At 71.6% G+C, this 14,147-nt stretch carries 16 protein-coding genes; 9 read left to right on the forward strand and 7 right to left on the reverse strand.

What is annotated here, in order from left to right; genetic code table 11:
* Position 1: 1 nt before the first annotated feature.
* Complete coding sequence (locus AB0B33_RS15520) at positions 2–931, reverse strand: DMT family transporter (protein WP_360771629.1); 930 nt, start codon at positions 929–931, stop codon at positions 2–4.
* Positions 932–1,004: 73 nt separating this feature from the next.
* On the opposite strand from AB0B33_RS15520, the gene AB0B33_RS15525 reads away from it, so the two are divergent.
* Entirely contained in the window at positions 1,005–1,922 is a 918-nt protein-coding gene (locus tag AB0B33_RS15525; RefSeq protein ID WP_360771631.1) for a LysR family transcriptional regulator, read from the forward strand.
* A gap of 15 nt (positions 1,923–1,937) precedes the next feature.
* On the opposite strand, the gene AB0B33_RS15530 is transcribed toward AB0B33_RS15525, so the two are convergent.
* Complete coding sequence (locus AB0B33_RS15530; RefSeq protein WP_360771634.1) at positions 1,938–2,822, reverse strand: LysR family transcriptional regulator; 885 nt, start codon at positions 2,820–2,822, stop codon at positions 1,938–1,940.
* A gap of 85 nt (positions 2,823–2,907) precedes the next feature.
* On the opposite strand from AB0B33_RS15530, the gene AB0B33_RS15535 reads away from it, so the two are divergent.
* Positions 2,908–3,852 (forward strand): threonine/serine dehydratase, encoded by a 945-nt coding sequence (locus AB0B33_RS15535; protein ID WP_360771636.1) that lies wholly within the window; start codon positions 2,908–2,910, stop codon positions 3,850–3,852.
* Here the strand turns inward: AB0B33_RS15535 and AB0B33_RS15540 are convergent.
* Positions 3,806–4,624 carry an LLM class flavin-dependent oxidoreductase gene (locus AB0B33_RS15540; protein WP_247021869.1) on the reverse strand — a complete coding sequence of 273 codons (819 nt, stop codon included), beginning with the start codon at positions 4,622–4,624 and terminating at the stop codon, positions 3,806–3,808. The two genes, AB0B33_RS15535 and AB0B33_RS15540, sit on opposite strands and share 47 nt — an antisense overlap.
* Positions 4,625–4,703: 79 nt before the next feature.
* On the reverse strand, positions 4,704–5,534 hold the full coding sequence (locus tag AB0B33_RS15545; RefSeq protein ID WP_247021867.1) for a peptidoglycan-binding protein: 831 nt from the start codon (positions 5,532–5,534) through the stop codon (positions 4,704–4,706).
* A 419-nt stretch (positions 5,535–5,953) separates the two neighbouring features.
* Here AB0B33_RS15545 and AB0B33_RS15550 point away from each other — a divergent pair, with 419 nt between their 5' ends.
* From AB0B33_RS15550 to AB0B33_RS15565, 4 genes are all read left to right on the forward strand, one after another.
* The gene (locus AB0B33_RS15550) at positions 5,954–7,006 is read left to right on the forward strand and encodes an NlpC/P60 family protein (protein WP_360771639.1); all 1,053 of its coding nucleotides are present in this window, start codon (positions 5,954–5,956) and stop codon (positions 7,004–7,006) included.
* A 64-nt stretch (positions 7,007–7,070) separates the two neighbouring features.
* Positions 7,071–7,493, forward strand: a complete 423-nt coding sequence (locus AB0B33_RS15555) for a hypothetical protein (RefSeq protein ID WP_360771642.1) — start codon at positions 7,071–7,073, stop codon at positions 7,491–7,493.
* Positions 7,494–7,551: 58 nt separating this feature from the next.
* The gene (locus AB0B33_RS15560) at positions 7,552–7,752 is read left to right on the forward strand and encodes a DUF3072 domain-containing protein (RefSeq protein ID WP_360771644.1); all 201 of its coding nucleotides are present in this window, start codon (positions 7,552–7,554) and stop codon (positions 7,750–7,752) included.
* Positions 7,753–7,855: 103 nt separating this feature from the next.
* Positions 7,856–8,134, forward strand: a complete 279-nt coding sequence (locus tag AB0B33_RS15565; protein WP_360771647.1) for a hypothetical protein — start codon at positions 7,856–7,858, stop codon at positions 8,132–8,134.
* Between the two features lie 193 nt (positions 8,135–8,327).
* Here AB0B33_RS15565 and rho read toward each other — a convergent pair whose 3' ends face one another.
* On the reverse strand, positions 8,328–9,389 hold the full coding sequence (rho, locus tag AB0B33_RS15570; protein WP_360771649.1) for a transcription termination factor Rho: 1,062 nt from the start codon (positions 9,387–9,389) through the stop codon (positions 8,328–8,330).
* 343 nt (positions 9,390–9,732) lie between these two features.
* Here rho and AB0B33_RS15575 point away from each other — a divergent pair, with 343 nt between their 5' ends.
* Positions 9,733–10,155, forward strand: coding sequence for an ATP-binding protein (locus tag AB0B33_RS15575; RefSeq protein ID WP_360771652.1), 423 nt, complete (start codon positions 9,733–9,735; stop codon positions 10,153–10,155).
* Between the two features lie 826 nt (positions 10,156–10,981).
* On the opposite strand, the gene AB0B33_RS15580 is transcribed toward AB0B33_RS15575, so the two are convergent.
* Together AB0B33_RS15580 and AB0B33_RS15585 are read right to left on the reverse strand one after the other, a co-directional pair.
* A complete protein-coding gene (locus tag AB0B33_RS15580; RefSeq protein ID WP_247021851.1) occupies positions 10,982–11,194 on the reverse strand; it encodes a hypothetical protein in 213 nt (70 codons plus the stop codon).
* Between the two features lie 42 nt (positions 11,195–11,236).
* Complete coding sequence (locus tag AB0B33_RS15585; RefSeq protein WP_360771656.1) at positions 11,237–12,409, reverse strand: glycoside hydrolase family 64 protein; 1,173 nt, start codon at positions 12,407–12,409, stop codon at positions 11,237–11,239.
* Between the two features lie 324 nt (positions 12,410–12,733).
* On the opposite strand from AB0B33_RS15585, the gene AB0B33_RS15590 reads away from it, so the two are divergent.
* Positions 12,734–13,630, forward strand: a complete 897-nt coding sequence (locus tag AB0B33_RS15590; RefSeq protein ID WP_360771659.1) for a glycoside hydrolase family 16 protein — start codon at positions 12,734–12,736, stop codon at positions 13,628–13,630.
* Between the two features lie 17 nt (positions 13,631–13,647).
* Positions 13,648–14,142 (forward strand): methylated-DNA--[protein]-cysteine S-methyltransferase, encoded by a 495-nt coding sequence (locus AB0B33_RS15595; RefSeq protein ID WP_360771661.1) that lies wholly within the window; start codon positions 13,648–13,650, stop codon positions 14,140–14,142.
* The last annotated feature ends 5 nt before the right edge of the window (positions 14,143–14,147 follow it).

Consider the following 14,147-nt stretch of genomic DNA (forward strand, 5'->3'; position numbering starts at 1 on the left):
GTTAGCCGGGACGCCGGTCGCGCGCAGATCGTCCGCCACCGGCGATGCACACCGCCGCGACCACGCCCGCGCAGCCGATCAGCTGCAGCGCGCTCGGCGCCTCACCCAGCAGCGCGATGCCCAGGAGCACCGCGCCGACCGGCTGCAGCAGCATCAGCGTCGCGCCGGTGGTGGCCGACATCCGGGGCAGCGCGGCGGAGATCAGGATCCACCCGATCAGCTGGCCGACGACGGCGAGCGCGACCAGCCAGCCGAAGGCCGCCGGCGGCGGGGTCAGGTCGAGCGTGCCGGTGGGGACGCCGGCCACGAAGGCCACCACGCCCGCCGAAACCGTCGCCAGCGCGAGCGAGTTCGCCTGGGTGCCCTTGGCGTCGCTGAGCCGGATCAGGAACAGGTAGACCGCGTACCCGGCGCCGGCCAGCAACGCGGCGACCGCGCCGGTCACCGGGTCCGGGCCGAACGAGCCGGTGCCGGCGAAGCCGCCGGCCAGCACGACGCCGCCCAGCAGCACGGGCGCGACGACGAGGAACCGCTTCGACGGCCGCTCGCGCAGGAACGCGAACGCCAGCACCGGCACGATGACCACCTGGACGGCGAGCAGCACGGTGGCGATGCCGGCGCCGACCCGCGGGATCGCCTCGCCCCACAGCACGAAGTCGAGGCCGAGCCCGGTGCCGGCCAGCAGCGGCAGGAGCACGCGGCGGTGCACCGGGCCCGCCTTCCGCCGTTCGCGCGCGGCGAGCACGACCAGCACCGGCAGGGCCAGCAGGCAGCGCCAGAACGCGCTCGTGCTGCCGCTGGTGTGCGAGACCTTGATGAAGACCGACGACAGCGAGATGCAGAAACTGCCGAGCGCGGCCAGCAGCCGGGGGTCGAACCGGCTGGTGAACGTCGGTGCGGGCGTCGTCGGACGGGGCGCGGTCGTGGTCACCCCTCCAGCGTGGGGGCCACGACTGTCAAGGACAAGCGAATGTTCCTTCCCGGAATTCGGTAGCATCCCTACTGTGTTCGGACTCGAGAGGATGCGGGCGCTGCACGCCGTCGCGACCCAGGGCTCGGTCGCCGCGGCGGCCGCCACGCTGCACGTCACGCCCTCCGGGGTGTCGCAGCAGCTGGCCAAGCTGGAGCGCGAAGCGGGCCAGACCCTGCTGGAACCCCACGGCCGCGGCGTCCGGCTGACCAAGGCGGGCCAGGTGCTCGCCGGGCACGCCGAACGGATCCTGGCGCAGGTCGCCGAAGCGAAGGCGGACCTCGAACTGCTGCGCGAGGACGTCTTCGGGCCGTTGCGGGTCGGCGCGATCCCGACGACGGTGCACGCGCTGCTGCCGCCCGCGCTCACCACGCTCTCGACGCAGCACCCCGGGCTGGTGGTGACGCTGCACGAAGGCGAGGCCGAGCAGACGATCCCGCGGGTGGTGTCCGGCGAACTCGACGTCGCCGTGGTGGAGAGCTGGGCCGACCGCCCCACGGAGATCCCGCCGTCGGCGACCGGCATCCCGCTGTTCGCCGACGTCGCCGACCTCGCCCTGCCCGCCGGGCACCGGCTGGCCCACCGCAAGGCCGTCGACCTGGGCGAGCTGGACGACGTGGCGTGGATCGCGTGGAGCGCCGGGTCCGGCTGCTACGAGTGGCTCACGCAGGTGCTGCGCGAGCAGCGGCTGGAGCCCCGGATCAGCTGCACGGTCGGCAGCTACCCGACCCAGCTGGCCCTGGTGGCGGGCGGCATCGGCGCGGCGCTGGTACCCCGCTTGGCCCGCGACCGGCTGCCCGACGGCGTCCGGATCCTGACCACGCGCCCGGCGCTGGACCGGACGATCTTCGCGATCTGCCGGGCGGGCGAGGAGAACGTCGGCGCGGTGCGCGCGTGCCTGGACGCGCTCCGGGCGGCGTCGGCGCGCTTCGAGCCCGCCGGCGCGCGCTGACGGCCACCGCCTCCCCTAGCGGCTGAGCAGCGCGACCATCTCGGTCACCAGCGGGCCGGGCCGCCGGTGGTGGACCAGGAAGATCTCACGGACCGGCCGCGCGTCGGCCGCGTCGCGGACCTCGATCCGCGCCGGGCCCAGCCGGGCGAGCACGCCCTCGGGCACGAACGCGATCCCCAGCCCGGCCTCCACCAGCGCCAGCACGACCTGGTAGTCCCGGGTTTCGTAGGCCACCCGCAGCGCGACCCCGGCGGCGTCGGCGAGCTGCTCGAGGCAGCCGCGGTTGGGCGCGCCGGGGCTGCCGGAAATCCAGTCCTCGCCGGACAGCGCGCGCAGGGTGAGCCGCCGGGCCCGCGCCTTCGGGTGGCCGGCCGGGAGGATCAGGCGGAACCGCTCGGAGTGCAGCAGCTTCCGCGTGAGCCCGCGCGGGTCGGGCAGCGGCGCCCCCGGGTAGCGGTGGGTGATCAGCAGGTCGAGGTCGCGGGAGCTGACCAGGCCGTAGCCGTCGGGTGGTTCCAGGTCCAGCAGCCGCAGCGCCACCGCGGGGTGGTCCCGGCGGAAGTCGGCGAGCGCGGCGGGCACGAGCGTGCTGCCGGCGCTCGCGAAGGTGCCCACGGTGAGCTGCGCGGGCTCCTCGTCGAGCAGGGCGCGGACCGTTCGCTCGGCGGTGCGAAGCTCGCCGACGATCGTCTCCGCGTGGCCGAGCAGCGCTTCCCCGACCGGCGTCAGGGTGACGCCGCGGGCGTGCCGGTGCAGCAGCCGGGCCCCGACGTCGCGCTCGAGCTTGGCCAGCTGCTGCGAGACGGCCGAAGGGGTGAAGGAGAGCCGCTGGGCGGCTCCGGCGATCGAGCCGGCGTGCGCGACCTCGGCCAGCACGGCCAGTCGGTGGGCGTCGAGCACGGTCACCTCCGGCCATCAGCTCCGCTAACGGCAGCATAGGAGACGTCGCTGGTGCTTACGGCCGGCCGGCGCGCATGCTGGGCGCATGATCAGCACCGCGGATGTCGAACTGGCGGCCACCCGGATCCGGGGCCGGGTCCGCCGGACGCCCGTCCTCGCCGACGACGGCGTGTGGTTCAAGCTGGAGCAGCTGCAGCACACCGGGTCGTTCAAGGCCCGTGGCGCCTTCAACCGGATCATCGCGGCGGGCGAGCTCTCGGCGGCCGGGGTGGTGGCCGCCTCGGGCGGCAACGCCGGGCTCGCGGTCGCCCACGCCGCCCGCGAATTCGGGGTGGCCGCGCGGGTCTACGTCCCCGCGAACGCGCCCGCGGTGAAGGTGGCGAAGCTGCGAACGCTGGGCGCGGCCGTCGAGCTGGTCGGCGACAAGTACGCCGACGCCTACGACGCCGCCGTCAAGCACGCGGCGGACTCGGGCGCGCTCTTCTGCCACGCCTACGACCAGCCGGAGATCTGCGCCGGCCAGGGCACGATCGGCCTGGAGCTGCTGGCCGACGTCGACGGGCTGGACACGATCCTGGTGGCGGTCGGCGGCGGCGGGCTGCTGGCGGGCATCGCCGCCGCGGTCGAAGGCCGTGCCCGGGTGATCGGCGTCGAGCCGCGCACGGCTCCGACGCTGAACGCGGCGCTGGCCGCGGGCGAGCCGGTCCCGGTCGAGGTGTCCGGGATCGCCGCCGACTCGCTCGGCGCGTCCCGGCTCGGGGACATCGCGTTCGCGGTCGCCACCCGCACGGACGTGGGCTCGGTGCTGGTCGGCGATGCGGAGATCCTCGACGCCCGCGCGGCGCTGTGGGACCGCTACCGCCTCGCCGTCGAACCCGGCGGGGCGACGGCGTTCGCCGCCCTGCCCACCGGGGCCTACCGGCCGGCGCCGGGCGAGCGGGTCGCCGTCCTGCTCTGCGGGGCCAACACCGACCCGGCGACGCTCACTTCCCCGCCAGCCGCGCCACCAGCGGCGCGAACTCCTCGGTGAACGCCCCGTTGACGCTGAAGTAGGAGATGCCGAGTTCCTCGCGACGCCGTTCGAGCTCCTCGGCCATGGCGTCGGTGCCGCCGCGGAGCATGGCGAGCGAGTCGTGCTCGATCAGCGTTTCGGCGTCGACCCCGATGAACCCGCGGATCCACGGCGGCACCTGCTCGCCGACGACCCAGATGTTGAGCGCGAACTCGAGGTCCCGGTCGCCGGCCGCCGCGCGGATTTCGCCGATGTAGGCCGCGGTTTCCGCGCGGGTGGTCAGCGCGCCGCCGGCGAGGGTGACGATGTCGGCCTTCTTCGCGGCGAGCACCCGCGCCTTGGGCCCGCCCGCGGCGATCATGACCGGGGTGTGCGCGTCGCCGTCGAGCCGCCGCACGTGGTCGACGGTCTCGGAGATCGAGTCGAGCCGCTCCTGGCCCGAGCCGTAGGGCAGGCCCAGCTCCGCGGCCTGCTGGCGCATCGTCGGGAGCCCGGTGCCGAGGCCGAGTTCGAACCGGCCGTCGGTGACGGCGGTCAGGCTGTGTGCCTCCCAGGCCGCCGCCCGCGCGGTGCGCAGCGGACTGGCCAGGACGAACGAGCCGACGCGCAGCTCGGTGGTCACCGCGGCGGCGGCCGCGAGCGACGCGGTCGGCGTCGGCAGGTTGAGGTTGTCCGGCGAGAGCAGCGTCGAGTAGCCGAGCTCTTCCGCGCGCCGGGCGGTCTCGCGCCATTTCGCGCCGCCCTCCCCGGCCGCCGCGACCACACCGAACCGGAACGCCTTGCCCGCCATCGGGACACCCCCAGAGAGTTGGTCCCCCGATCAAACCACCGGCGAGCCCGGCCGTGCCACCACGGCCGGGCGTCCGGTGTCAGCCGCGCTGGTACTCCTCCCACGTCACCTTGGTGACCGACGGGCCGTCGTCGGCGCCGCGGCCGGCCAGGCCGTTCATGCCCAGGTAGTAGTCGCCGGTCTGGTGCTGGGCGCCCGAGGACAGGTCCGGGTCGGAGATCGCCATCGCGTGGATGTGGTAGGCGAAGCCCTGGGCCGGAGTGCGCAGCCAGGCCGCGAACCCGACCTTGCGCAGCGCCTTCAGCAGGTTCGTCCGGCTGGTCGAGGACAGGCTGGACACCGAGATGTCCATCGCGCCGCCGCCGTCGTGGGTCCCGGCCGAGGCGTCGACGCCGCCCGGGTTGTACGAGCCCTGCGTCAGGCTGACCGACGAACCGAAGATGCCTTCGGCGGCCACGAGCATCGCCTTGGTGCGGGTGTTGAGCGTGACGCCGTGGTAGGTGACGTGGCTGCCCGCGGACACCGGGCCGGTGACCGTGTAGCGGCCTTCGCCCAGCTTCTCCAGCGACGTCTTGCCCGGCAGGCCGGAGGCGTCGATCCCGGTGTAGCCCAGCGACTTCTGGTACTGGGAGTACGCCGTGATCGTGGTGGTGCCGAAGTAGCCGTCGACGTAGGTGCTCGCGAGGAGCCCCTTCGCCTGCAGCGCCTGTTCGACGAGCAGGACGCTGTCGTGCGCGCCCGGCGTCTGGGTGTCGTCGGCCCGGCGCGGGTCGATCTGGGCCGCCTTGAGCACGGCCTCCATGTTCGCCGTGGGCAGCGCCGTCGTGACCGCGGTTTCGGCCTGAGCCGGTGCGGCCACGGCGAACGCCGCGGCGGTGAGCGCCGTCAACACGGCGGCCTTCGTGAACATCCCTGTCCTCCACTGGTCGGAATCTCTTCGGCCAGGAGGATCACCCGGCGGGATACAAGGGACGTACAAACCGGGCTCATACCCTTGGGGGGTAGGGTACTTCTCGACGGTGACGACGTGTAATCCCCACCACACCTTTTTCCATTACCACTGGTCCAGCCGTGTTTCCCATCGTCACGGAGAGTTGCGACTGACCCGCACTGGACGGTGCCGTGTTCTTTTCGTAACCTGTTCGAGATCTCGCGGCCCCCGGTCGTCGATGGACGGCGACGCGAGATCGCCGCCGATACCCCCCTGCCGGGTACCGGACACCCACAGCGCGCTCTTCCTGTTGCGATGGAGCGCGCTCCGGGCGAGGCCCCCGACTCGCCCGTCCGGCACCCGCCGGCGGCCGAACAGCAAAGGAGACCCGCGCGAGAATGCGTACGCATCCCGTAAAGCGCGTGGTGTCAGGTGCCCTCGCCGCGGCCTCGGTGATCGCCGTCGTCACCATGGCCCAGCCCCCGGCCACCGCCGCCCCGATCCCCGTCCTGCAGGCCCCGCCCGCGGGCTCGGACGCGCTGGCCAAGTACCGCGAACTCGCGGGACAGGCCGAGAAGCTCAACGAAGACCTGCTCAAGGCCCAGGACGACCTGACCGCCAAGCAGGGCCAGCTCGACAAGGCCAACGCCGACGTCACCGCCGCGAAGGACGCCGGCGCCCAGGCGATCGAGGCGAAGCAGAAGTACCAGACCCAGGTGGACAAGTTCGCCGGCGCGTCGTTCACCAGCGGCGCCCAGATGAACAAGCTGTCGGCGCTGCTGGCCGGCACGTCCACCCAGGACTTCCTGGACCGCTCGGCCGCGCTCGAGGTCATCGCGACCGACAAGAACGCCGCGATGGACAACCTCAGCGTCGCGGCCGACAAGGCCACCGCGGCCGAGAAGGCGGCGGCGGACGCGGCGAAGCGCGCCCAGGACGCCCGTGACGCCGCCGCCAAGCTGGCGTCGGACATCGAGGGCAAGAAGAAGAACCTGCAGGCGCAGCTCGACCAGATCGAGGCGCAGAGCCGGACCCTCAGCACCGCCGACAAGGCGGCCCAGAAGGACACCGGCGGCGCGGCGCCCAACGTCAAGGCGCCGACCGCGGCGGCCCAGGCGGCCGTCAACGCGGCGCTGAGCAAGCTCGGCAGCGCGTACGTCTGGGGCGCCACCGGGCCGGGCACGTTCGACTGCTCGGGCCTGATGCAGTGGGCGTACAAGCAGGCCGGCATCAGCCTCCCCCGGACGTCGTCGGCCCAGGCGGGCTTCGGCACCGCGGTGTCGCGCAGCCAGCTGCAGCCGGGCGACCTGGTCGCGTACTACTCCCCGGTGTCCCACATCGGGATGTACATCGGCGACGGCAAGATGGTCCACGCCCCGACGAGCGGCGACGTCGTGAAGATTTCGCCGCTGATGAGCCAGTACGCGGGAGCCACGCGCCCGACGGCGTGAGTCGTTTTGCCGAGTGCCCCGTTCCGGGAGGTGTAGAAATCCCGGAACGGGGCACTTTCGCGTCATGGTCGAGAAACCGGACGCCGCCACCGTCGAAGCCGTCGGCAAGGTCACCGAGGCCCTCGAGACGATCGAGCGCGCCCGCGGGCACCTGTATTCGTTCCACCAGCTGACCGGCAGCGCGGACCTGGCCCTCGGCGAAGCCGTGGAGCAGCTCGAGAAGGCGGGCCACGCGGACTGGGCGCAGCGGATCTCCGAGGAGCTCATCGGGCTGAACGTGTTACCCGATCGGTGGACTTTCCAGGTCGTCGAGGAGTACGACGACGGGTACTACAAGGCCTGTCGCGACCTCGAGCGTTCGCTGCTGGAGTCGCTGACCGGAGGTCGCCGCCACCTGCACGAACAGCAGATGAAGGACGACCGCCGGACCCACGGTCGCGCCGGTCACGAGGCCGGCCCGCCGACGACCCCGCCGGTCGGCCGATGAGCGGCGAGTGTCGGACCCTCGCGCTAGAGTGCGAACAGACGTTCGAAATGGAGGAGTCATGACGGATCAGGTCGAGCCCAACCCGGAGAAGGACCCGAGCGATTGGACCACGGGTGACGAACCGATGACGGGGCCGCAGAAGTCGTACCTGCAGACGCTGGCACAGGAAGCGGGGGAAGAGGTACCGGAGAACTTGACGAAGGCGGAGGCTTCGGCGCGGATCGACGCCCTGCAGCAGACCACGGGCCGCGGCAGCTGAGCGAGCGGCCGTCTCGGCTTCGTGTGCCCGAGGCCACGGCATGCCGTCCACCTTCACGGGTAATCCCGTTCGAGATGCCCGACTCCCCGAAGGAGGACATCCCATGTACGTCATCGTGCTGATCGTGGCCTTGGGTGGGCTGCTCGTGCTCGGCGCGACCGCCGTCCGGGAGCTGCCGAAGGCGTATCCCCTCACCGCGAAGCGCACCCTCGTCGCGGCGTGGCTCGTGGCCGCTGCCGGGGTCGGGTGGTGGGCGTTCGCGCCCGGGGCGGGCGCGCTCGTGGTGATCGTCGCCGGGCTCGGATTTCTCGTCGCCACGCTCAACCGCGGGCCCGAGCGGCCGTCCTACCCGCGCGCCATTCCCTATCAGCCACCTCGATGAACGGCGGTGACCGTGTCCCGACCGAACGAACAGCAGCCCGGAATCGCGCGGGCCGAGACTGAAGATCCCGGCCGGGCGGAGGACGACCTCTACCGGTCCGGCGAAGGTGAACCGCCGGAGAGCGTCGAGGAAGCCCGTGGTGCCGGGCAAAAGGTGATCGGCGAACTGCGGGAGCGAGGCGAAAGCTGAGCTGTCAGGCCGCTTTCGGCGCCGCCGCGCCCATCACGCGGAGCAAGAACTCCGCGTTGGAGCCGGTCTTGCGGAGCTGCTCCAGCAGCTGCTCGATCGCGTGCGGACCCGACAAAGCGCGCCGGACTTCGTGCATCGCCGCGAGTTCTCCTGAGGTCACCAAGAGTTCTTCGCGCCGGGTGCCGGATCCCTGGAGGTCGACAGCCGGGAAGATGCGGCGCTCGGCGGCCTTGCGGTCGAGCTTGAGTTCGGCGTTGCCGGTGCTCTTGAGCTCTTCGAAGAACACCGTGTCGGCCAGCGAACCGGTTTCCACCAGGGCCGTCGCGACGATCGTGAGGGAGCCGCCGCCTTCGACGTTGCGGGCGGCGCCGAGGAGGCGCTTCATGGGCTGCAACGCGGCCGCGTCGACGCCACCCGAGAGGGTGCGGCCGGAGGGGCGCGCCGAAAGGTTGTACGCACGACCAAGGCGGGTGAGGGAGTCGAGCAGCAGCACGACGTCTTCGCCGCGCTCCACGAGGCGTTTCGCGCGCTCGATGGTGAGCTCGGCCACGGCGACGTGTTCGGCGGGCGGCCGGTCGAAGGTGGACGCGATCACTTCGCCGCGCACGGTGCGGCTCAGTTCGGTGACCTCCTCCGGACGTTCGTCGGCGAGCAGCACGAGCAGCCGGCACTCCGGGTGGTTGGCCGCGATACCGTGACCGATTTCTTGCAGCACAGTGGTTTTCCCGGCTTTCGGCGGCGAAACGACGAGCGCGCGCTGCCCCTTGCCGAGCGGGGTGACGAGGTCGATCACGCGCGGCAGCAGCCGCGACGGCGTGGTTTCGAGCAGCAGCCGCTGATCCGGGTGCACCGGCACCAGGTCGGCGAAGTGCGGGCGCGGCTCGTCCGGGCCGACGCCGTCGACGCTGATGATCTCTTCGGCGGTGCCGGTGATTTCGTCCCCGGCGCGCAGCTTGTACTTGCGCACCAAGGAAAGCGGGATCGCGACGTCGTCGGGCGTGCGACCGTGGCCGTGCCGGACGAACGGGGTTTTTCCGGACAGGTCGAGGATTCCGTGAAAAGGCATGGGTGTCTCCTGATGAGGTGTCGGTCGGGGCGTAGCACGGCGCCGGCCGGGAATGGGGAAAGAGGCCGAGCGGCCTGGATCCGGGAGCTTCCTCCGGGCGGCCAAGGGGCCGACATCCACGAGGAGCACTTCCACTGTAGCGAGACATTTCACAAAGCACAACGGGTAAGACTCCGTCGCGATGGGTAGCTCACAGGAGAAGCCCGCCGAAACGGGGGAAAGCGGCTGACGATGGGAGCGGATCGTGTATCGACATACCTCGGAAACCGGCGTCGATACGGGCGAGAGCACCGACGCCGACCAAACCGGGACCACGGCCCCGCAGCGCAGGAAGGCTGATGCCGTGGTCGTCTCGCCCTTCGAAGAACTGGCGCCGGCCCTGCCGAACGAGGTGGCCGACCTGCGCCGCAAGCTGACCCGCTGGCTGGGCGAACTGCCACTCGACGCGGAGAGCACGCACGACATCACGCTGGCCACGTACGAAGCGCTGGCGAACGTCGCGGCCCACGCCTACCCGAGCGGCCACGGCTGGGCCCGCCTCCAAGCCACCCACACCGGCGACACGGTGACGGTGACGGTCACCGACACGGGCTGCGGAATCCCGGCAACCCGCCCCCGCACAGCAGGCCTCCGCACTTCGGGCGGCCGCGGCCTGGTGCTCATCGACAAGGTGACGGACCAGTCGGAAATCGAAACGGGCGACACCGGAACAACGATCCGGATGACCTGGCGCCCGGCTTCGCTGCGCGACGCAAGCGGAAGCTGAGCAAGCCGAGAGCTCATCGCCGGCTCGCCAAGGTGCGAAGGACCAGGCACCGAAGCGGGCCGGCGAGCTTGTGCCCGGCCACGGCGGGATTGCACGCAGCGGGGCGGCCATAACCGGCGACCACGGTCCGCAGCGCACGCCCGACTACGGGCGGATTTGCACGCGGCAGGGGCGGACATTACCGCGCGATCGCGGCCAGGAGCGCACGCCCGGCGATGGCGGACTGCACAAAGTGGACTCCGAAGCACCGCACGCTCGAGACGACCGAACATCGCAGGCCGAGCGTCGGCCGCAAAGCGGCAGACGGCCCCGCGCACGACCGACTGAAGTACCACGGCACAGCGGCCGGCGCGGCGAAAATCAGCCAAAACCGGCGCCACCACGGTCCGCAGCGCACGCCCGACTACGGGCGGAATTGCACGCAACAGGGGCGGCCATCACCGGCGCGATCGCGGTCGGCGGCGCACGCCAGCCAAGCAGCCAAGCCCTCAAAGCTCCGGTACCACCCACCGCCAACGCCGGGCAGGTCGGCGGCTCAGCACCAACGCCGGGCGCCACCGCGGCTCAGCGCAAACCCCAGCGGCCGCCGCTCAACACGAAGGCCGGCACCGACGGCCGCCGCTCAGCAGGAAAACCCCGCACCGACGGCCACCGCTCAACGTGAAGACCCACCCACCGACGGCCGCCGCTCAGCACGAAGACCCCGCACCGACGGCCACCGCTCAACGTGAAGATCCCCCACCGACGGCCGCCGCTCAGCGCGATGACCCCGCGCCCCCGCAGCTCGACCTCGACTCACTCCCCCCAAGCCCCCGAAGGTCTCCCCTCAAGCCGCGCTGGCGAGGCGGACCAGGCGGTTCATCGGGTACAGCACCAGTTCGCGCTCTTCATCCGTCGTGAAGATCTCGACGGAATCCTCCACCAGCTCCGCCGAGGTCACCTGCAGTTGCCACGCGGGCAGCCCCGGCGCCGGCTCGTGCCAGAACCACTGGCCCTTGGTCAGCTGGTGCGCCGGGACCGTCGCGTCGTCCGTGTTCATGCAGTGAGGCTAGCCGCCACCACCGACAGTTTTCGCACTGCCTCAGCCGTGCGTGGCACCGACTGTGACCGTCAGCACGTCCGGGTCGCCCGCGAAGACCGCGCCGCTGAAGTCCGGGCCGGGGCTCACGTCGTCGTAGGGGAACGCGTAACCCCGGTTGTCCGGGAGTTTCGAGTGGACGATGCGCGCGTAGTGGTTGGTCGTCTCCCCTGCGTAGAAGCGTGCCGGGTCCTCGTCGGTCGGCTGGTTCGGGTTGTCGAGCAACGTCGTGCGGTTCAGGGCCGCCGCCAGGCGGGGGACGATGGCCTTGCGCGCGTCGCTCGCGCCCGCGGCCAGTGCGAACGGGCCGCTGTCGCAGCTCCACACGTCCGCCGTCGCCGGCTTCGCGAAGGATTCCGCACCGAAGACCAGCTGGCCGCCCGAGACGCGGCCGGTGAACTTGCCGATGCCCGGGTTCTGCGAGTCGACGACCAGGTCCGTGCCCTCGTACTTCGCCCACACCTGGTCGATGTAGCCGTCGAGGTAGCCACCGAACCGGGACGCGTGGTGGTGCGGGGACAGCACGCGCAGGTTGGCGCCGCCGCCGGTCTGGACCAGGTTCGGCCACTCGCCGCCCAGCGCCGTCAGGGACGAGGCGATCTGGTCCACCGCGCCCGCCGGCAGCCCCTGGACCGTCGAGGTCCCGGAACCCGCCGTCGTCAGGGACAGTCCCATCGGGATGCCCACGAAGTCGACGTAGCTGATGTTGGCGAACAGCTGCGTGTCGTTGAACGTGAACTCGCTGAACGACCAGTTCTTGCCGTAGTTCGCATCCCCGGAGTTGAGGAAGCTGGGGTGGACCAGGTTCGGGCCCGGGTCGAGGAAGAAGTCCAGCTTCGCGTCCGTGACGACGTAGATGCGCGCGCCGCCCATCTTGGGCACCGATACCTGCGCGCCCGAGCCGATCGGGATCGCGCAGTCTTCCGGCAGCGGGGTGGTCGGCGCGCCCGGCGAGGCCGGGTAGTACGGCGTACCGTCGGCGCGCAGCAGCACCAGCTTGCCGTCCGGGGTCGTGCCCGTGACGTAGGCGTACACGGTGCCCGAGCCGGAGTTGTTGACGAGCTTCAGGCCGAACTGGTCCGGTGTCGCGGCGTAGGCCGGCCGCGCGAGGGGCAGCACCGTGGCCGTGGCGAGCGTCGCCGCCGAAAGGCTGAGGAACGAGCGCCGGGAGATCATGGCGTCCTCCACGTTGAGGAAACGGCGGAGTCCATAAAGGACTACCGAGGGCGGTTCGCAGGATTCGTTGTGGACGTAAACAAACTATGACTCCGGTTTCGTTACCTGGCAACCCTTCGAAAGAAGGTCCAGACCACCGTCTCACCCGGCCCGCGCGGTGCCCGGCCGCCGCGAATTCCAAACGCGACGCCCACCGGTGTGCCCCCGGGTCTCGGGTGCCGGGTACTTCCGGGCACATCCCTTGACGCGGGCGCGGACCGGCGGCGACAGTGGACGGCCTCGCAGGTCGTGGACGGCCCGTTCCCCTCAGGAAGCGAGACCCCCATGCGCACCCCCACCCGGCTGGCCGCCGTGCTGGCAACGTTGTCATTCCTCGCCGCGGCCGCTCCGGCGCACGCCGCGGAAACCTGGACCACCGTCTTCCAGGACGACTTCGACGGCGCCTCGGGCACCGGCCTGAACACCCAGGACTGGCTCTACGACAAGGGAACCGGCTACCCCGGCGGCGCGGCGAACTGGGGCACCGGCGAACTCGAGACCGCGACGGACTCGACCGCCAACGTCTACCACGACGGCCAGGGCCACCTGGCGATCAAGCCGCTGCGCGACGCCGCCGGCAACTGGACCTCCGGCCGCATCGAGACCCAGCGCACCGACTTCGCCGCCCCCGAAGGCGGCCAGCTGGAGATCAGCGCGACGCTCAAGCAGCCGTCCCCCGCCAGCGGCCTCGGCTACTGGCCGGCGTTCTGGGCGATGGGCGTGGACGCCCGCCCGGTCGGCGCGACGAACTGGCCGAGCATCGGCGAGCTCGACATCATGGAAGACGTCAACGCGCTCAGCAAGCACTCCACGACGTTCCACTGTGGACAGTGGCAGGGCGAGTGCCACGACCCGGACGGCATCACCAGCGACCTGCAGGAGTGCGCCGGCTGCCAGGACGGCTACCACACCTACTCCGTCGTCGTCGACCGTCGCAACACCGGCGCCGAAGAGCTGCGCTTCTCCCTCGACGGCACCCAGACGTTCGCGGTGAAGCAGAACCAGGTCTCCGCGGGCACCTGGAAGGCCGCCGTCGACCACGGTTTCTTCGTCATCTTCGACGTCGCCATCGGCGGCTCGTACCCGAACAAGGTGTGCGGCTGCACGAGCCCGTCCGCCGACATCACGCCCGGCGCCGAGATGAGCATCGACTCGCTCTCGGTCAAGACCAGCCAGGGCTGACCCGTACGCTGGGCGCCATGAAGCACGCCGTCATCGCGTCCCCGATCGGACCGCTGACCCTGGTCGGCGACGGCGAGGCGCTGGCCGGGCTCTACTTCGACGGCCACCTGCGGACGCCGAGGATCACCGACCTCGGGCCCCGGGACGACGACGGCTTCGAGGCGGCGAAGCGGCAGCTCGGCGAGTACTTCGCGGGCACGCGGCGCGAGTTCGACCTCGAACTCGCGCCGCGCGGCTCCGCGTTCGAAAAGCAGGTCTGGGCCCTGCTCACCAAGATCCCGTACGGCGAGACCCGCACGTACGGGCAGCTGGCCGCCGAGCTGGGCGACCCCGGCGCCGCGCAGGCGGTCGGGAACGCCAACGGCTGGAACCCGATCAGCGTCGTCGTGCCCTGCCACCGCGTGGTCGGCACCAGCGGCGGCCTGACCGGGTACGCCGGCGGCCTCACCCGCAAGCGGTTCCTCCTCAGCCTGGAGGAACCGCCCGCGGCCGAGGTCGGCCGGCTCTTTTGACGACT

This window comes from Amycolatopsis sp. NPDC049159, assembly GCF_040648295.1.
GTDB lineage: Bacteria > Actinomycetota > Actinomycetes > Mycobacteriales > Pseudonocardiaceae > Amycolatopsis > Amycolatopsis pretoriensis_A.